Raw genomic sequence first — 16,730 nt, forward strand, 5'->3', positions numbered from 1 at the left:
GGAATAAAATCCCATTCAGACGCCGGATAGATTCAAGCAAGCCAACTTATCGTCAAAATCGGTGTTGCAAAAACGGGAGTGACCATAGATTCCGTTTTCCGCTATACGCGGAAAAGCGATTTTGCTTCGGCGCAAGCGTACCCAGCAGACACATTTTGCTGTTTAATGATGAGCAGAACTGACAGATAACTCAGGATTGAATGATGAATAAGCTACAAAAAATTTCAGACCATGAAAAAAAACTGCTTACCGGAGAAGCTGTAGCAGAATCTCCACGCCAGATAATCAGGGATGTCTCATCAGGAAAAATCCTGTCTAATGGCAAAGTCGAGCCCGTCAATCTGCCTGTTTTTCTGATCCAGAGGACAGAAACCAACATCTGGTATAACGACATTGATGTCCAGTCGCTTATCAAAGAGGTCCGCACCCAGGCCAGCTTTGTGACCGAGGTAATTAAAGATTCTGAGTTCGAGGGCGCCGGTGAAAAGTATCAACAGTTTCTGGATAATTTTGCGGTATGTATGGAGACGCCTACCGAAAGATATCTTCATGACGTCAGAGTCATGGGGGTACATCTTTATACAACCCTTCAGACCCAGGTAAGAAGGCTTTCTGATGCGATACAACCCATAAAAAATCCCGGTGAAGAGACAGAAAAGCGGTTCTGCGCAGTAATAGAAGCGAACCTGAATCTATTTTTTCACATGTTGATTATCAATCTGGCAATGTCTAACCGCATCGATGATTCCACCGGGGTTTTACGTGAAAAGCTAACCTCGCTGGAAGCGACCCTGCGTCAATTACTGAGTAAGCATGTGTTTGCTAAAGGTGATGGAACACCTCATCCATCTGGAGTGGATATTCATGACGGTAAACTTCTTTACGGGTGGATTTTGCTGAAGAATGGCGATATTGACTCGGCAGAATCGATTTACCGATATGACTATAATATGAGAGAGCAGGTTACGTTTTCTGATTTGTTCAAAAAAGTTATGAGCCTTATTAACGAACGTCCGAAAAAATTTCACCAGGAATTAACTTTCCGGGAAATAATGAATGATACATTCGGAATGGGGGGTGTCCCAGAATCCCGGGTACGTATAGCATTGCAGATCGCCTATTACCTCCAGCAGTGTGAAACAATCCGGAGGTACATTGAGGAACTGACTAACGGCAGCGATGATGATATCTCCTGTGCGCCGGATCTCGATATGCAATCCCTGCTTACGTCCCCTACTGACTAAACCTCATCCCTCCTCATCCGGGCACATCAGTGCCCGGATACATCCTTTCCGTTTTATGTAATTTGAGGAAAGGTCACCCGACTGAGGGCAGTTTGTCACAGAACACAACATACGGTCCTTCCCTCCCCTTCTGACCCCATCATCCAGGCAAAAAAGATCCTTTTTCGATCCTTTTCCGATCCCGATCTCTGCTCACGCTAAAATAATTGTTTCTGATTTATGGTATATATCCAGAAAGCGGAAATTCAGCGCGCAGCGCTCTGCGGGTTTTTTCCGTGGCAGGCGCGGTCGCGAGCGACGAAAATGACAGCAGAACTTCATCAGATTGCGCTGCGTGAAAAATGGCCGGGTTGCAAGGGTGTGACCCGCCAGAATTTACACAGCGTGACCAGAACGACGGGGACACCATGACTCTGCCCTCTTTTATTAATGCCTCCCCTGCCCTGCCGGCAACGGGACAGCCGGCGGGCCTGGACTACGGCCGCGCACTTTCCCTGCGCGAGATGGCCCGGCACTACACCGAGCTGCCAAAATATCTGCTGGCCCCGGAAGTGGCCGGACTTCTGCACTTTGTTCAGGACTGGAGCCAGCACGCTTTTTTCAATACCTTATGGAATACCGGGGCGCGCCTGAACGAATGCCTTGCCCTGAGGCGACGCGACTTTCACCTCAATGAAAGCATTCCGCATGTCGTTCTGCGCACGGCCAAGCAGCGGCGTGCCGGCGGTGGCCGTCCGCGCAAGGGGAAAAGTGCCAACCGCGTTGTCCCGCTCTCCGATCCGGCCTACGTCGATGAGATGCGCCGGCTGTTCGCCAGCACGAAGGAGCAGTTTGAGGATGACCCCATCACCGGCGAACGCCGCGCGCAGCCGGTGTGGAATGTGTCCGACCGGACGGTGCGTAACTGGCTGGTGCGGGCTACGGATGCTGCAAATCGTGACGGTGTCAGACTGAGTATCGACGTCAGCCCCCACACGTTCAGGCACAGTTTTGCGATGCACCTTTTATATGGCCACGTTCACCCGAAGGTGCTTCAGGGTCTGCTGGGGCACGAGAAGTTTGAGAGTACCGAGGTGTACACGAAGATATTCGCGCTCGATATCGCCGCCAGTCAGCAGCTGCGGTTCACCCTCGATACACGTGACGCGCTGCAGCTGCTGCGCGGTAATAACTGAAGCAAGGAAAGGCACATGTTTGATGATGATGATGATGCAGACCAGGAACCCCGGGCCCCTGAACTCAGCCAGGATGTTCAGGCCCTGATCGACAACGGGCTGGCGTTTCTGGATAAGGCGCGTGAAGAGCTGGAAGCATCTAAAGCGAAGTTCTCGGTCGTCAGCTTCTGGACCGCGGTTGAGATCCTGCTGAAAGTCCCCCTCGTACACGAACACTGGACACTGGTCTGTTCAGGTAAAAAAGTTGTCCGGAGTAAGTATGTTGCAGGCGATTTTCAGTCCGTGACTTACGATGAAACCTGTACCCGCCTCGGGGACATCCTCGAGAAACCCTTGCCTAAAGAAACAATGACCGTTTTCGATAAAGTCAGGCAGCACCGCAACCGGGTGGTTCACTTCTATCATCCATCATTCACTGACGCTGAACAGAATCAGATCCAAAGAGAACAGGCAGATGCCTGGTTTGCCCTCAACCGTCTCATGCGGGATGAATGGAAGTCCATCTTCGGCGCTAAAGACAGCTACAGCTGGAAGCTGGCGCACGGTGAAACCCGACTGCTCAGGGGAAGTGAGTTCTATGCTGCCGTTCGGCTGCGGCAAGTTAAAGAAGAACTGGATGCGCTGGCCAAATCCGGTAAGCAGATAGCCGTCTGTGATATCTGCAAACAAGAAGCACAGGTTACCCAATCTCATTCCACCGGGAGTGAGGAACGAACGCTGTTCATTACCCGATGCCATGTCTGTACCAGTCAGTCCCGTCATATTTTATTCAGTTGTCCAAACTGTGACGAGCGACAGTCCTTACCTGAAGGTGATGAACCTTTTACCTGTGACAACTGCAACGAGGTCGTCGATCGAATGACGCTTCTCGATGAGGAAACATTCCGGAGCGTCGATGAACAGGATTACTCCGTACTGCCTGCCGGTTGCACAAACTGCATGACACCTGACAGTGTCTGTAAACTCGGTGATGGTTATCTCTGTACTCACTGTCTTTCTTACTATGAAGAACTGCACGCGTGCGGGTTCTGCAACCACTTCAGCGATAGCGTGCCTGAACTGAGTCATTTTAGAGGATGTGAATTTTGCGATGGTGACAGCCGTTATCATGATGATTAAACAATACAAAAGGAATACATTTGAAATTCATTTGAATTACAAAAGAAATCCTTTTGTAATCGTTTCGTGGTCACAATGAGAAATAATAAAATACATATGTATTTCAATTGTATTACGTTAAGGGCTTTCTATGTCAACGTGGACCAGTATCTCTATCGGTAACTTCACTCTTTACGATACGCAGAATGACTATTATCAGTGGTATTTTCAGCAGGGCGACCGTGTCAGGGAGATTGTCAAAGAGGAGGACGGAAGCTGGTCAGAAGAGACGTTTATCGGCTATCGGACGACCGTAGCGCAGATGCGCCGGCGGTTACAGCTGAACGGATATGACCGGACGGCTCTCGAAAGGGATTTTTCTACTGCCATTGAGTCCTGGAAAGCGGATTCTATTGCGGAACTTGAAAGCGAACTCCATTCCGAAGAAGGGGGCGCTTATCGAGGTGGCAAAATTGCGTGGCTGGAGCACATCATCCCGGTTCTTGACAATGCGACGCTGGATGACTGGCTTGACCGGTTAAAAAAGGCGGCGTGTTGGCCAAGCACAGAGAGTGATGACAACCCGTATATGAGGTGGATTAAAACAGGTGATCCTGTCCTTTCCCTGATGGTCAGCTGGGTCGACGAAGATTGCTCCTGGGTTCGTGATACGAACTTTAATTTCCCGTGTACACAACAAGACTTTTACGCTTTAGCGATTCTGCTAATCACTGAGGATGACGCTGTATGCGAACTGGACCTGAAATGGCTCATTTCTGCCGGATGGACTGATGATTTTGACGATCTGGAAGAAAAACATGCAGGAGCCACTCAACCGCTTAGACATGCCAGACAGAGCCTTTCAGAGTTAAGTACACTGGTCGCCTCTGCACCCGAAAATCCTGTACTGGTGAGAATGTGTTACTCCGGCATAATTACCGTTATGGAAGCTTACCTTGCAGATATTTTCATACGGGCAGTAAAGCATCCTCCTGTTAAGCGACGTTTCGTTGAGAGCTACGAGGCATTCCAGAATAGCTCCAAAAAGCCACTTTCAGAGGTCTTCAATCTGCTCGATTCGCTGGACAAGACTATCGAGACGGCATTGCTCAGCCTGTCGTTTCACCATATTGCGACAGTGAAAAAACTCTATCAGGAATGTCTCCTTGTCAGTTTCCCGCCCGATATATTGAATGATATAGCGCGTTCAGTGATCGTTCGACACGACATTGTTCACCGAAATGGCCGTGATAAGAATGGGAAGCACCACTTAATTGAGGGCTATCATGTAAATGAGCTCGAGGAGCTCATGCACGTGTTTCTGGCTGGTATAGACAAACAGATTCTGGATGGGCTTCAGCTGCAATTCGAGAATAAAAATGACGTACAAATGTAATTCTTTTGTGTTTTATTTGTATTTCATTTATGAAGAGCGTCGTCGAAAAATGAAGTACGAGAGATAAGTTGAATCTCAGTACCTGTACTTCATTTTCATTCCAGAAGTATGGTTTATTGTGTTTCATTTGTATTTCGTTTGTAATACTTTTGAAATTCATTTCAATATCATTATTTGAAGCGTTTCGCTGTCAGGAGAAAGGAATGGAACTGGTCTGGAAAAAAAATCCCAGAGGGCGGTTTGAGAGGAAACTGACTCTGGCTGAAAAGGAAGCCCTGCTTCACGTCTTCAGTAATGGGCGAAAACCAGGCCAGGCAGATTTGCGCATTGTGAATATGGTTCTCAACGAGATGGACAGACAGGAACTGTGGATCAAGTGCGACTGTGTTAACCCTGACCCTGAAGCTGAAGGCCCATTTAATTGTGAAGTGAACGTAGCCAAATTACGTCATGTAAAGACCACAAGGCCGCATGACGAACAGTGTCCGCTGTTTCGTCTGAAAAAAGAGAAAGACGCTGACAACACGGTTGTTGAAGGTAAAACAAGCCCACTGAATCCTGTTGGCGGGGATGACTGGCTACCGGACAAGAAGAAGGATGTCAGAGCTGCCAACGTGGAAGAACCGGTAGAACCACGTAAGCGCAAGCGAAAAATGCTGAAACCCGTTCCGGCTCTGGGGCGTAAATTACTGACGCTTATCCAGGCTGCGGGCCTGAACCAGCTTGAACTGATTCCTGAGTACCAGAGTCCTGGGCTTACGGGGGCGATCAGCAGGCTCAAAGACGTGCTGGAAGACCACTCAATGAGCAACGGCACACCTCTGAGCAAGTTATTCAGCTGTGTACCCTGGTTAAGCATCGAGCGTATTGGTTGCATGCTTTCAGAGCTGGAAACGATGCTGGGTATCAACAGCCAGAAAAAAGAACCGTGCGTGTATGTCATCGGGATAGCGACAGACGTCAGCCGGGAAGAGGTAGTCTTCAGCGTTCGTGGGAAAAACTTCGTGCACCGACCGGAGGCTAGGGTCAGTATCAATGGTGAAAACACATACAATGTCGGCAGCCGCGCCCCTTACTGGACAATTCTGGAATACCGGAGGGGAGGAGATGGTAATGTTTATTGCCATGAAGGCTACGCTCATGCCGCCTACACGCTTGATAATCCAGTTCCCGTCGACAGTAACAGGGAGCGTGAAACCCTGAAGGTGATCATCAACGCCAGCAGTTATGCCGGCCGTCAACCAAATCATCCGAATGCGATCAGTCTCAGCAAACCCTTGTTCACGACAAAAAGCATCAAGGACGGTGAGGAGGAAGACATTCACCCCGATTTTATCCTGAACGTAGCTCCGGCCAAAGAAAGTTCAGTGACGACCTTCATCATTGAAACGATGGGGTATGAGTCCAGGGAGTACATCGAGCGCAAACACAAAACTCACAGCTGGATGGCGCAAGAAGGGGTGTTGTTAACAGATCCTCCGGGCTGGCCAGCGGCTTCAGATAAAACGTTTAATATCGTTCTGCTCAGACACATTTTCACCGCTGGAAAAATGCGGAGATAGCGCTGAAGCCGAATTGTTTCAGGCAAAGTGTGACAATTAGCCCTGAAGCAGAATTTCAGGATAGAGGATGCTGTTATGCTATCTGTGACAAATGACACTCAGTGCTCAAACTAATGAGTGATAAGTTGCCCTTAGCTAACTGTGACAAACTGCCCTCAATCAGCGGTAAAAAGCTAAGATTCTGAGCTGGTGCGAACCATAATTCCAGTACGGTTCGGGTGTGAAGGTAGCATCTGTGACAAATTACCCTTAACTTTAGAATCAAAGTGTGACGAACCACCCTCATGTTTGTGACATCGAACCCTCAGATTCATCCAGGGGTGATGGATGTTATGTCACTGAAGGAAAAGACTATATGAGTAGTCTGGCGGCCTTTCTTTTTCTCGATATACGATAACCGCATCGGCGTTCTGCTGTTGATTTCATCGACACTCGCCTGCAGGAAACGACGGCGGAAGTCTGGCATACGCTGATAGCTTTGCGGAAGCTGGTAACGCTCCATGATCCAGTCAATTTTCAGGGATACCACGCCAGAGCCATCCGGCTTACGGTACTGGCATAACGACTCGTAGAGACGCATGGCATAAGGATTCGTGATCTCTTTCGTTTCACTGAGTCGGAACTGTGTAAAACGGTTCTGAAGACCAATGAAGAAAGGGATGAGGTAAGGGTTGATATGTACGCTGTACAGTCCTCTGGATGGACTGTGGGCACGTTTGATGAACCAGGGGAAGGATTCATATCCCTTTTCTTCACCTGCATCTTCTTCAGGGCGATAAAAGACCACTTCCTTACCCGCGAAACCCTTGAGCGCCTGACGGATATCTTTACTGGCCTCGGCGGAGGTCAGGCCGAAGGTTTCCGCATATTTGGCGACCTGAATTTCACAGATCCCATCATGCTCCTGCAGCGTACCGTCAGATTTTCTGATCTGGTCCACAAAGAGATAAAGCATACGCTTTTGATCGCGGGACAGACTGTATGCCGCCTCAGTCAGTTCGTTTGACTGAACAATACGCGGGCTATTCTTACGTTTTTTATGGTTGATAACCGCAACTTCCGTCATGACAGATCCGTGTAAAGTGTGACAGATTTTAAGATTGTCACACTAAATGAAAAAGAGTCAACAGGTAGGGATAACTTTGTGAAATACTGCAGCTTTTGAGGGCAATTTGTCACAGGGTTAAGGGCAATCTGTCACAGATAAACCGGGGTTTTGAGGGTGATTTGTCACACTGAAAGGGCAAATTGTCACAAAGACCCTTCTCAAACCCGCATGAATAAAGGGCTGAGAGACGTTCTAAAAAGGTAAACCTAACAACCTATTAAAAAGATCTTATAAAAATATGTCCGTGGATAAGTGGATAAACCTGAAGGAGCTAACCATTAGACTCCGAGCGTAAGCAGAATTTGTCCGTGCAGTTCCCTGGTGCTTCCTCGCTCACTCGCGGGCTTCGCCCTGCCGTTCGGCTGCGGCGAGCACTACTGGCTCTCTCTGAAAGGCGAAATTTAACCGATCCTCGCTATGGGGATATCTTTCCAGCGAGTGGTGTACGCAGGGGAGAGCATATCGCGTTTCATTTGCCATGTAGGCGCAATCCCTCGTCCTGCAAACCAGACCTGTCCCAGCCCGGAATGATTAATGCCATCGAGAACCTTCATCAGCTCAGCGCTGTGAGGACGTGGAGGACGTTCGTCGAACAGCTGCAGCTGCGAAACGCCGGAGCTGGTGAAGTCATTCAGCATCACACCGGCTTTGGCATACCGGTGCCCATCCTTCCAGATACGCTCCAGAGCCGCTGTGGCGGCCGCAATGATGTCCCGGGTGTCCTGAGTGGGGGTAAGCAGTTTCTCCGTGGCCACGTTGCCGTAGTAAGGCTCTTTAACAGCGAACGGAGACGTTTTGATGAATACGGAAATATGCCGGCAATACTGGCGCTCTTTACGCAGCTTTTCTGAGGCCCGCTCTGCGTACTGACAGACAGCCTGGCGGAGCGAATCGTATTCAGTGATCTTCTCGCCAAAACTGCGGCTGCAGACAATCTGTTGTTTAGTAGGCGGTGCTTCCTCAAGCGACATGCAGCTTTCCCCGTTCAGTTCGCGCACTGTTCGCTCGAGAACGACGGAGAAATTTTTCCGGATAAAGGCCGGGTTCGTCAGTGCCAGATCGAGCGCGGTCCTGATGCCAAGAACATTGAGCTTGCGTGCAATACGGTTTCCCACGCCCCAGATCTCTTCGACCGGCTGCAGTGAAAGCAGTTTCCGCGTTCGCTGAGGATTCCCCCGGGTCAGGGCGAGCACACCACGAAATTGTTTCCACTCCTTTGAGGCCCACTGGGCTGATTTTGCCAGGGTTTTCGTCGGCCCGGCACCCACGCCGATGGTCAGACGGGTACAGTCATACACGTGCTGGCGCAGCTGCCGGCCGAAGTCCTCCAGGTCCATGCAGCGCTCAACGCCGGTCAGGTCGAGGAACATCTCGTCAATCGAATACTGTTCCACCCTGGGGGCCAGCTCCTCCAGGCAGCTCATCACGCGCGCTGACATCGAGGCATAAAGTTCATAGTTGCTTGAGAACGCGTATATTTTTTCCGGGTACTTTTCGTTTTTCATCTGAAACCACGGCGTGCCCATTTTGATCCAGGGCTTTGCCTCGGCACTTCTTGCGATGACGCAGCCATCGTTATTACTGAGCACCACAACCGGCTTTCCTTTCAAATCAGGGCGGAAAACACGTTCGCAGCTGGCATAAAAGCTGTTCACATCGGCCAGGGCAAACATCAGTACATCTCCCTCGGGCGATGGATGATGTGCGTGACGACGCCAAAGATATCCAGATCGTCCGGGTCGGGATAAATCGGCGACCAGGCGGCGTTCATTGGCTGCAGCGTCAGTCGTGGCGTCAGCAGAAGCCGTTTAACCGTAAACTCCCCCTGCACACTGGCCACAACAATATCGCCGTGCCGGGGCTTCTCTGCACTGTCCACAACCAGCAGATCGCCATTGTAAAGGCTGCCGTCGGACATGCTGTCACCGCTGGCACGGAGATAGTAAGTCGCGCTCGGGTGCCGTATGCAGTAATCATGGAGATCCAGGTCGGACTCGACATAGTCAGCGGCAGGGCTGGGAAAACCGCAGCTGGCCAGGTCTGCAAACAACGGATGGGCCTTTGGCGGGAGTGCTTTCCCGGTGCTGAAAAGCTGCAGTTTCATCTTTCCTCCTGATGTCTAAATATACTGGTTATGCATACAGTATATTTAACAGCGTGAGGATAATCCAGATCGCCTGCGCCATGAACAGGGTGAGTAACCTAAGTTACTCAAAATGCTAGTTAATATCATTTTGAGTGCTTTATACTACTCATAATGAGAAATAATGCTTTTGTTTTTCCATTTTGCTCTTATAATGTGTATCAAATTGAGTTTAATTGATGGAGCATAATGATGAATATTTACTGCGATGATGGTTCAACTAATGTTAAGCTGGCATGGTTTGAAGGAAACGAGCTGCAGACCCGGGTTTCTGCTAACTCCTTCCGGCATGGCTGGAAAGTGGCGGAATTCAGTGCTGCAACGTTCAACTATCAGGTGGGCACGCTGAAATATACCTGGGACAGCGTCAGCCGGGATGCCATCCCGACAACAAACGTGGAATATCAGTACGGTGATCTCAACCTGCTGGCCGTGCATCATGCGCTGCTGAACAGCGGACTTGAGCCGCAGCCGGTGAGCCTGACCGTGACGCTGCCCCTGAGCGAGTATTATGACGGGGACTGCCAGCGGAACGAGGAGAACATCCGACGCAAACGGGAAAACCTGATGCGTGAGCTGGTTCTGAATAAGGGCAGGGCATTTACCGTAACGGACGTGAAGGTGATGCCGGAATCACTGCCGGCGGCGTTCTCCCGTCTCGCGGAGCTAAAGCCCGGACCCGCTGAGACCACCCTGATTATCGATCTCGGCGGAACCACGCTCGATGCCGGCGTGATTGTCGGACAGTTTGATGATATCAGTGCGGTACACGGCAATCCGTCTGTCGGCGTGTCACAGGTCACCCGCGCAGCTGCAGGCGCGCTGCGGGCTGCAGACAGCGAAACCAGCGCGCTTATTGCTGACACGGTCATCCGCAACCGCAATGATCGTCAGTATCTGCAGCGAGTGATCAACGATGCCGGAAAAATTGACGATGTTCTGAACAAAATTACAGAGGCAATCACTTCCCTGGGGGCGCGTGTCACCAGTGAGCTGACGGCCTTCAGAAACGTTAACCGGGTATTCCTGGTCGGGGGAGGGGCATCCCTCATTGAAGAGGCTATCCGTCAGGCCTGGCCTCTGGCTCCTGACCGTATCGAGGTTATCGGCGATCCGCAGCTGGCGCTGGCCAGAGAGATTGCCCTTTACAATAAAGAGGACTAAACGTGCCGGACGGCCAGTATTCTTTCTATCTGCACAGCGACGATCGCACCGACATCGCGGCGATGGCGACCATCAGCACCATCTCACAGCCCCTGCGCGGTGACTTCATCCGGACCGCCGCCACCGCCGGGGCGGTGATGTACCAGACGGATGCCCGTTTACCGGCGCTGATCCCGGTGTTCTTTGACGGGCAGCTGAGCGCCATCCGGCTTTGCGCCGTGATGGCCCTGGTCTCCGGTACCTGGTCTTCACTCTCAGGACTTCCAGATGAGCCTGATGGTGGCGTGGCGGCTCTGGCCATGTCACCGGAGACGGAATACCAGCGCCGGCGTTACACCCTGACGCTTCAGGATGACCGGAGCAGTGAACGGGTTGAGCGTGTGCTGACGGGCGTGTCATCCCGCCTGCGTGGAGAGCTGCTGAGAAACCTGATTATCACCGGTCTGGCCCTGCATACGACCGCGCCGGAGCTGCCGCGTCTGCTGGCCAGCATGCCGGTACCGCCCGGCACGGTCAGCGAGCTGCAGGTTCTGGTTCAGCAGATGGCTGGTACGGCTGGCGTGAGTAAGGCTGCAGTACCGGAGAAACCAGCACAGCCTGCCGCACCGGTAACCGGTGAAGCGACCAGGATAAAGAAAAATATGCAACGGGCATTCGGAGACTAGAACATGTCAGTGATTAAACAGAAGGCAGAGCAGTGCATTCATAACTTTCTGCGTGCCCGGAACGTGCCTGAATCTCAGTGGCCGGATCTGGTCAAAAAGACCGGCAGGGGAATGATACTGGCAGGCGTGGCCGTTGTGGTTCCCGGCGTTCTGGCTGATAACATATCCCTGCCGGTGACAATCGCGATGCAGGTCTGCTATGCCTCACTGATCGGCCTCGGGGTTCTCCTGGCGTTTGACGAGAAAAAACCAAAGGGACGGGGATGAATATGAACATTAACCTGAAGGAAACGGTATGAAGCTTGAAGACCTGACAGGAGACGAACGTACGCTCGTAATTGTGGCCCTGCAGGCGCTGCATCGCCAGCGGGTTTCAGCATACAACTCGACCCTGACGGCATGCAGCTTGTCGGGAAAGAATCCGCCTGCAGATGATGTTTTTGGGCTGCATGAAGTGCAGGAGGCACTGCGCAGAATTGGTGCGGCACCGGAGAGCCGTTAAATCCGGTACCTGCACTTCAGAAAAAAACGGCAGGGTGACATCAACCCCTGCCGTAAGCATACTTGCTGTTATTGTTCTGAAAGTTTAGAGGCAGTTTGCGTTAAGTCAAAATATATCGTCATGAATTATCAGATTTATTTCCTTTCTCCTCCAGGACAACGCCCCGCCGTGCCTTCACGCTAACCCGGCCGCTTCTGCCTCCAGGGAAGCTGTCGCCTCCGTCCTCACCCGTTCGCGCCCTGCACGGTGCATTCAGCCCGTGAAGGGCTTGCGCTGCGGCTTCGGCGTCGCCCTGGCGTCTTCCGCTTTTCGCCGGGTTTTTGTGGCGGCACGGCGCAAGAGGGTGCCGGATGCTGAGGACACAACCATGTTCAGACTGACCTGTATTGAACTGAATAACGGCGAATTTGCCGTGTATATCAACAACCACTACCTGGGGAGCGAGGATGCCAGCAGTGAACGACTGTACCTGGGTGAAATCCGGGAGCAGCTTTCCCAGCTCCCGGGCGTGGAATTACAGACCCTGCATGAAGCGGTGCCGGAGGAGGATGACTGGTGCTGGAATGACATCGCCGATCGCGTGCTGCCGCCTGTTTCAGCCTGCCGGGATGATGTGACGGTGGCAGGACTCATGGCCAGGCTGAAGCAGTACCCACCGGATGCACTGTGTCTGGGGACATTCTGGCTGGCAGATGATTTTCTTTCACTTGATGACAGTCTGTCTGAAGAGAAAATTGCAGAAGCAATGCGTATCTGCGACCGAAGCCATGATGCCGGAATCGGATTTAACTGGGACACGCTGCAGATTGCCATTGACGGAGTGAAGGGGCGCTGACGAAAAAAAAGCAGGACGCTTTCCGGGAAAAGAGCGTCCTCAAATGTGTCATATTCGTTTTAAGTGAAAACCCATCAGATGTTTTCGGCACAGATAATTGCACAATTGCTGCCTTTTTTCACCTGCCATATATCCGACTGAAAAAAAAAGGACGTCGCCGGTCGGGGACGTCCTGAAATCAAAGGCATACATGTAAGATAACGGCGCGAATCCATTATCAGTGTACATTCTGCCATACTCTGCCTGACTCATCAGCTACCAGAACCGGCACCGAAGGATGTCGGTTCCCTCCGCCTTATTGCCGCCAGCCGGCGGCGTGTTCAACGCCGTGCCTTCACGCTAACCCGGCCGCTGCGGTCGCAAGGGTTCACGTTGTCTCCGTCCTCACCCGTTCGCACCTTTCACGGCGCATTCAGCCCGTGAAAGGCTTGCGCTGCGGCTTGCGGCGTCGCCCCTGCGCCCTCCGCTCAGAGCCGGGTTTTTGTGGCGGCACGGCGCAAGAGGGTGCCGCATATCAGAGAGGAGTGTGTCTATGTCCCGTTTTATTCTGGGTGACTGCGTGCAGGTGATGTCCCGTTTCCCGGCGCGTGCCGTCGATTTTATTCTTACCGATCCGCCGTATCTGGTTGGCTATAAAGACCGTACCGGGCGCACCCTGGCCGGGGACAACTCAGCCGAATGGCTCCAGCCCGCCTGTCATGAAATGTACCGCGTGCTGAAAAACGACAGCCTTATGGTGAGCTTCTATGCCTGGAACCGCGCGGATCTGTTTCTGAATGCGTGGAAAGCGGCCGGTTTCCGGGTGGTTGGCCATATCGTCTTCGCCAAGTCCTACGCCTCAAAATCGACGTTCGTGGGTTACACCCATGAGAGCGCCTACCTGCTGGCGAAGGGGAGGCCGCAAACCCCGGACCGTCCCATTCCGGACGTGATCCCCTGGAAATACACGGGCAACCGACACCACCCGACGGAGAAGCCGGTGCAGAGCCTGCGACCGCTGATTGAATCGCTCACGCATCCGGGGGCCATTGTCCTTGACCCGTTCGCCGGCAGCGGCTCCACCTGCGTGGCCGCCGCCGAAGCCAGCCGCCGCTATATCGGGATTGAGATGCTTGAGCAGTACCACGCCGCCGGCGTTCGCCGCCTGGCGCAGGTTGAGCGGGCGAGAAGGATGCCGGCGGCCAATGACGGTGCGTTTTATCCCGACTATCCGGAGGCGGCATGAACTACCCGGGCCTTGAAACCCTGCGCGCGGACGTGGCCGCGCTCAGCAATGCCATGTGTGACGTGCGGATGCTGCTGAACCGCCTCGAATCGCAGCACCGGCACGACGCGGCAACGCTTACCGAACGTATGGCTGCGCAGACCCTGCGCCGGATCAACACCCTGCTTCTGGAAGCCTACCGTGAAGCTCTGGTGCTGGACGAAACCTTTCAGGACTGACTGACCCTGCCGGGCTGAGGCCCGGCCTGTAACCCCTTAGCAGGAGAGAAAAAACGATGTACGGAATCCGCGAAGAACTTTGTGTACAGCTTGAAAACATGTTCACGGCTGACGAACCCCTGGTCCTGCTGGTCTGGACGGAGGAGGGGATTAGCGTAGCCTGCCGTGAAGCCCAGCCAGAACCGGACGGGGCTGAAATCCGGGAGGTGATGAAGGCCCTCGGCGAAATGAAAATGACGCAATACCGCCAGGAAGGGGTAAATCATCAGACTATCAACGATCTCCTGACCCGTCAGCGGGAGGCGGAAAACCATCAGGTGAGTGTTCCGGCGGTACTTCTGTCCCGCGTCCTGCGTAACTATGAATGCGAGCTGGAAAACCGGATCGGTATGGCCTGGGAATCCGGGCGGCAGGAGCCGGAATCCGTCAGAAATGAGCTGAATAACGTTCGCGCCCTACAGGAGGCACTGGCCGCCTGAGAGAACGCCGGGGTAACGCCCCGGCAACCATCCACTGCGAAAAGGATGTCAGTACCTTCCGCTTTTATCCGCCGCCGCCCTCCGGGCCACGTCGGGACAATGAAACTCCCCTGAAGCTCCGTGCGGTGACGGCATACGCCGTGACTTCACTGTAGCCCGGCCGCATCGGCCACAAGGGTTCGCTGACGCCTCCGTCCTCACCCGTTCGCACCCTTCACGGTGCATTCAGCCCGTGAAGGCTTTGCGCTGCGGCTTGCGGCGTCGCCCCTGTGTCCTCCGCTTTTCGCCGGTCTGTCGTGTCGTCACGGCGATGCCGGAACCGAGAATATGTTAACCGTGGAGGATCTATGAACCAGACCGTGACCTGTGATGCTGTTCGTCTTGAGGGTGCGCAGCGCCTGACTTTCCTGCCTGATTTGTTTGGGGGCGATTTTATGACGTCCGAGGCATCCGTGTACGCCTACGCCCAGCGTTATTGCCCTGAGTATCAGGGGGGATTCTGGCAGTTTTACCGGCTGCCGGAAGGCGGCGGATATATGGCGCCTGACGTGGAGAGCCTGACCCTGTGCAATCGGGAAAACTGGTTTGAGCAGACTGTCAGCGGGGAAGTGGCGGGGATCATCCTCACGGCGCTGGTACTGAATCACCGGAGCTGGCACCACAGTAACCATGACCATGAGGAGCTGTGCCGCCACTTCTGCCGCCGTTATGAGCAGCTTATGGCATTTGCTGATACCCATCCTGAAAGCGCCACGATCTGGCGTGCCCTTGACTGACTGATCACGGGCGGCGATGCCGCCCGACTAAAGGAGAAAACATGATTGGTACAGCAAAAGAGATCGCCATCGAAATGCTGCGTGATGACGATAATGACGGCGAGAAATTTGTATTCGCCAGCTGGAGCCGGAACGATATTCGCGGTCTCTGCATTGACTGGGATCTCAGTGATGAAGAGATCGACGTGGTGATGGAAAGACTGGAGGCAGAGCTGTATCCCTCCGGATGTGTCCCTCTCATCTACAACATTGTTGAGGTGATGGTGGAAGAAAAACGGAAACACCGTAATGTCACCATTCCGGCTGCGGCGCTTGCGGTGGTGATGCAGCTTGCAGGGAAGGAAATGGAGCGTATCGCTGTATGCGCGGAGGATGGAGGCGGATCAGCGGCAGAAACCCTGAAAGAAGAAAATGACGTCATGTTGCGCCTGCGCGCTGCGCTCAATGCCTGACTGAGAAACCGGAGGCATTGCCTCCGGAAACTGAAAAAAGGAGAACACCATGCAACTGTCACCGGAAACCCGCAGCATCCTGCGCCAGTATAAAACGCTCATCAACGAGCGACGTCGTGAATCAGGACTCAGCCCCGTAACCACAGCGAAAGTGCTGGATGAGATCTGCGAATCGGCTACCCGCCAGTGCGCCGTCTATCTTTGCGGCCACTTCATTCTCCAGGGCGGTCAGGGGGATGGAAAGTAAATAATCCGGGCGGGGCATAGGCGCCGCCTGTTCGCGCGCGAAAACCCAGTCATCCCTTCGGGCTGACGGGGCGGCAAGGCCAGCGCCTGCGGCGCTGCCCCCTCCCGCCCCTGGTGTAAGTCAGGAGAAATGCAGAGGAATGGCATTGTGGGGGCAAATTGTCACGTATACGGTCCTGCGTGGCGTGGCGGCTCTGAAACCCGATCAGCAAATTCTCTGAAAACACCAGAATCCCACTTCTGGCCCCCTTCGGCTCCCGGCCAGCACTGCTGTCCGGTCGTCGAGCCCCACTCCGCCAGGGCGGCTGCTGGCGCACCCGCCGGGCTCCGCCGAACCCCTGCGGGGTTTCGGGCTGACGCTAGGGTCTGATGGCGAAGGTCAAAGGCTGCGGCTTCTCCGGCCGTGCCGTCCGGAACGCCTTCACCGCGCCGGCTGATGCCG

General features: G+C 53.3%; 19 protein-coding genes and 1 pseudogene. 16 read left to right on the forward strand and 4 right to left on the reverse strand.

Annotation, left to right across the window (positions count from 1 at the left end):
* Nucleotides 1-200: 200 nt before the first annotated feature.
* The 5 genes from ACMWLG_RS24180 to ACMWLG_RS24200 all read left to right on the forward strand — a co-directional run bounded on the left by ACMWLG_RS24180 (nt 201) and on the right by ACMWLG_RS24200 (nt 6,475).
* On the forward strand, nt 201-1,244 hold the full coding sequence (locus ACMWLG_RS24180; protein WP_139136289.1) for a hypothetical protein: 1,044 nt from the start codon (nt 201-203) through the stop codon (nt 1,242-1,244).
* Nucleotides 1,245-1,651: 407 nt separating this feature from the next.
* Nucleotides 1,652-2,419 carry a tyrosine-type recombinase/integrase gene (locus tag ACMWLG_RS24185; protein ID WP_045261325.1) on the forward strand — a complete coding sequence of 256 codons (768 nt, stop codon included), beginning with the start codon at nt 1,652-1,654 and terminating at the stop codon, nt 2,417-2,419.
* 15 nt (nt 2,420-2,434) lie between these two features.
* Complete coding sequence (locus ACMWLG_RS24190) at nt 2,435-3,538, forward strand: hypothetical protein (protein ID WP_045261326.1); 1,104 nt, start codon at nt 2,435-2,437, stop codon at nt 3,536-3,538.
* Nucleotides 3,539-3,668: 130 nt separating this feature from the next.
* Nucleotides 3,669-4,913: a HEPN/Toprim-associated domain-containing protein gene (locus ACMWLG_RS24195; protein ID WP_045261327.1), complete on the forward strand. Its 1,245-nt coding sequence runs from the start codon at nt 3,669-3,671 to the stop codon at nt 4,911-4,913.
* A gap of 203 nt (nt 4,914-5,116) precedes the next feature.
* Nucleotides 5,117-6,475 (forward strand): hypothetical protein, encoded by a 1,359-nt coding sequence (locus ACMWLG_RS24200; protein ID WP_045261328.1) that lies wholly within the window; start codon nt 5,117-5,119, stop codon nt 6,473-6,475.
* Between the two features lie 310 nt (nt 6,476-6,785).
* Here ACMWLG_RS24200 and repE read toward each other — a convergent pair whose 3' ends face one another.
* The 3 genes from repE to umuD all read right to left on the reverse strand — a co-directional run bounded on the left by repE (nt 6,786) and on the right by umuD (nt 9,687).
* Nucleotides 6,786-7,541, reverse strand: coding sequence for a replication initiation protein RepE (gene repE, locus ACMWLG_RS24205; protein WP_045261329.1), 756 nt, complete (start codon nt 7,539-7,541; stop codon nt 6,786-6,788).
* A gap of 443 nt (nt 7,542-7,984) precedes the next feature.
* Complete coding sequence (locus ACMWLG_RS24210; protein ID WP_045261330.1) at nt 7,985-9,256, reverse strand: Y-family DNA polymerase; 1,272 nt, start codon at nt 9,254-9,256, stop codon at nt 7,985-7,987.
* Nucleotides 9,256-9,687, reverse strand: coding sequence for a translesion error-prone DNA polymerase V autoproteolytic subunit (gene umuD / locus ACMWLG_RS24215; protein ID WP_045261331.1), 432 nt, complete (start codon nt 9,685-9,687; stop codon nt 9,256-9,258). The genes ACMWLG_RS24210 and umuD overlap by 1 nt, the downstream gene beginning before the upstream one ends.
* 231 nt (nt 9,688-9,918) lie before the next feature.
* Between umuD and parM the strand changes: the two genes are divergently transcribed.
* The 11 genes from parM to ACMWLG_RS24270 all read left to right on the forward strand — a co-directional run bounded on the left by parM (nt 9,919) and on the right by ACMWLG_RS24270 (nt 16,289).
* Nucleotides 9,919-10,890 (forward strand): plasmid segregation protein ParM domain-containing protein, encoded by a 972-nt coding sequence (parM, locus tag ACMWLG_RS24220; RefSeq protein WP_080336844.1) that lies wholly within the window; start codon nt 9,919-9,921, stop codon nt 10,888-10,890.
* A gap of 2 nt (nt 10,891-10,892) precedes the next feature.
* Nucleotides 10,893-11,555: a plasmid partitioning/stability family protein gene (locus ACMWLG_RS24225; RefSeq protein WP_045261333.1), complete on the forward strand. Its 663-nt coding sequence runs from the start codon at nt 10,893-10,895 to the stop codon at nt 11,553-11,555.
* 3 nt (nt 11,556-11,558) lie between these two features.
* Entirely contained in the window at nt 11,559-11,822 is a 264-nt protein-coding gene (locus ACMWLG_RS24230) for a hypothetical protein (protein WP_032663691.1), read from the forward strand.
* Nucleotides 11,823-11,850: 28 nt separating this feature from the next.
* On the forward strand, nt 11,851-12,057 hold the full coding sequence (locus tag ACMWLG_RS24235; protein WP_045261334.1) for a hypothetical protein: 207 nt from the start codon (nt 11,851-11,853) through the stop codon (nt 12,055-12,057).
* A gap of 367 nt (nt 12,058-12,424) precedes the next feature.
* On the forward strand, nt 12,425-12,892 hold the full coding sequence (locus ACMWLG_RS24240; protein WP_045261335.1) for a hypothetical protein: 468 nt from the start codon (nt 12,425-12,427) through the stop codon (nt 12,890-12,892).
* A 532-nt stretch (nt 12,893-13,424) separates the two neighbouring features.
* Nucleotides 13,425-14,117: a DNA methylase gene (locus tag ACMWLG_RS24245; RefSeq protein WP_023337959.1), complete on the forward strand. Its 693-nt coding sequence runs from the start codon at nt 13,425-13,427 to the stop codon at nt 14,115-14,117.
* Complete coding sequence (locus ACMWLG_RS24250; RefSeq protein WP_045261336.1) at nt 14,114-14,335, forward strand: hypothetical protein; 222 nt, start codon at nt 14,114-14,116, stop codon at nt 14,333-14,335. Before ACMWLG_RS24245 ends, ACMWLG_RS24250 begins: the two co-directional genes overlap by 4 nt.
* Nucleotides 14,336-14,391: 56 nt before the next feature.
* Nucleotides 14,392-14,814 (forward strand): DUF1380 family protein, encoded by a 423-nt coding sequence (locus ACMWLG_RS24255; RefSeq protein WP_045261337.1) that lies wholly within the window; start codon nt 14,392-14,394, stop codon nt 14,812-14,814.
* 347 nt (nt 14,815-15,161) lie between these two features.
* A complete protein-coding gene (locus tag ACMWLG_RS24260; protein ID WP_032656177.1) occupies nt 15,162-15,590 on the forward strand; it encodes an antirestriction protein in 429 nt (142 codons plus the stop codon).
* Between the two features lie 41 nt (nt 15,591-15,631).
* Entirely contained in the window at nt 15,632-16,042 is a 411-nt protein-coding gene (locus ACMWLG_RS24265) for a DUF1380 family protein (protein WP_045261338.1), read from the forward strand.
* Nucleotides 16,043-16,091: 49 nt separating this feature from the next.
* Nucleotides 16,092-16,289, forward strand: coding sequence for a hypothetical protein (locus tag ACMWLG_RS24270; protein ID WP_023345621.1), 198 nt, complete (start codon nt 16,092-16,094; stop codon nt 16,287-16,289).
* Nucleotides 16,290-16,450: 161 nt separating this feature from the next.
* Here the strand turns inward: ACMWLG_RS24270 and ACMWLG_RS24275 are convergent.
* Nucleotides 16,451-16,730 (reverse strand): annotated as a pseudogene (locus tag ACMWLG_RS24275) (hypothetical protein); the annotation flags it as partial.

Origin of the sequence: Enterobacter sp. 01-M-02-SI-ECC (assembly GCF_047530595.1) — a bacterium.
Classification (GTDB): Bacteria; Pseudomonadota; Gammaproteobacteria; order Enterobacterales; family Enterobacteriaceae; genus Enterobacter; species Enterobacter cloacae_M.

Bases quoted from the DNA above. Each gene is read 5' to 3' on its own strand.
- ACMWLG_RS24235 (WP_045261334.1), top strand. From the start codon at position 11,851: ATGAAGCTTGAAGACCTGACAGGAGACGAACGTACGCTCGTAATTGTG.
- ACMWLG_RS24185 (WP_045261325.1), top strand. From the start codon at position 1,652: ATGACTCTGCCCTCTTTTATTAATGCCTCCCCTGCCCTGCCGGCAACG.
- umuD (WP_045261331.1), bottom strand. From the start codon at position 9,687: ATGAAACTGCAGCTTTTCAGCACCGGGAAAGCACTCCCGCCAAAGGCC.
- ACMWLG_RS24230 (WP_032663691.1), top strand. From the start codon at position 11,559: ATGTCAGTGATTAAACAGAAGGCAGAGCAGTGCATTCATAACTTTCTG.
- parM (WP_080336844.1), top strand. From the start codon at position 9,919: ATGAATATTTACTGCGATGATGGTTCAACTAATGTTAAGCTGGCATGG.
- ACMWLG_RS24190 (WP_045261326.1), top strand. From the start codon at position 2,435: ATGTTTGATGATGATGATGATGCAGACCAGGAACCCCGGGCCCCTGAA.
- ACMWLG_RS24210 (WP_045261330.1), bottom strand. From the start codon at position 9,256: ATGTTTGCCCTGGCCGATGTGAACAGCTTTTATGCCAGCTGCGAACGT.
- repE (WP_045261329.1), bottom strand. From the start codon at position 7,541: ATGACGGAAGTTGCGGTTATCAACCATAAAAAACGTAAGAATAGCCCG.
- ACMWLG_RS24250 (WP_045261336.1), top strand. From the start codon at position 14,114: ATGAACTACCCGGGCCTTGAAACCCTGCGCGCGGACGTGGCCGCGCTC.
- ACMWLG_RS24240 (WP_045261335.1), top strand. From the start codon at position 12,425: ATGTTCAGACTGACCTGTATTGAACTGAATAACGGCGAATTTGCCGTG.
- ACMWLG_RS24255 (WP_045261337.1), top strand. From the start codon at position 14,392: ATGTACGGAATCCGCGAAGAACTTTGTGTACAGCTTGAAAACATGTTC.
- ACMWLG_RS24245 (WP_023337959.1), top strand. From the start codon at position 13,425: ATGTCCCGTTTTATTCTGGGTGACTGCGTGCAGGTGATGTCCCGTTTC.
- ACMWLG_RS24180 (WP_139136289.1), top strand. From the start codon at position 201: ATGATGAATAAGCTACAAAAAATTTCAGACCATGAAAAAAAACTGCTT.
- ACMWLG_RS24265 (WP_045261338.1), top strand. From the start codon at position 15,632: ATGATTGGTACAGCAAAAGAGATCGCCATCGAAATGCTGCGTGATGAC.
- ACMWLG_RS24195 (WP_045261327.1), top strand. From the start codon at position 3,669: ATGTCAACGTGGACCAGTATCTCTATCGGTAACTTCACTCTTTACGAT.
- ACMWLG_RS24200 (WP_045261328.1), top strand. From the start codon at position 5,117: ATGGAACTGGTCTGGAAAAAAAATCCCAGAGGGCGGTTTGAGAGGAAA.
- ACMWLG_RS24270 (WP_023345621.1), top strand. From the start codon at position 16,092: ATGCAACTGTCACCGGAAACCCGCAGCATCCTGCGCCAGTATAAAACG.
- ACMWLG_RS24260 (WP_032656177.1), top strand. From the start codon at position 15,162: ATGAACCAGACCGTGACCTGTGATGCTGTTCGTCTTGAGGGTGCGCAG.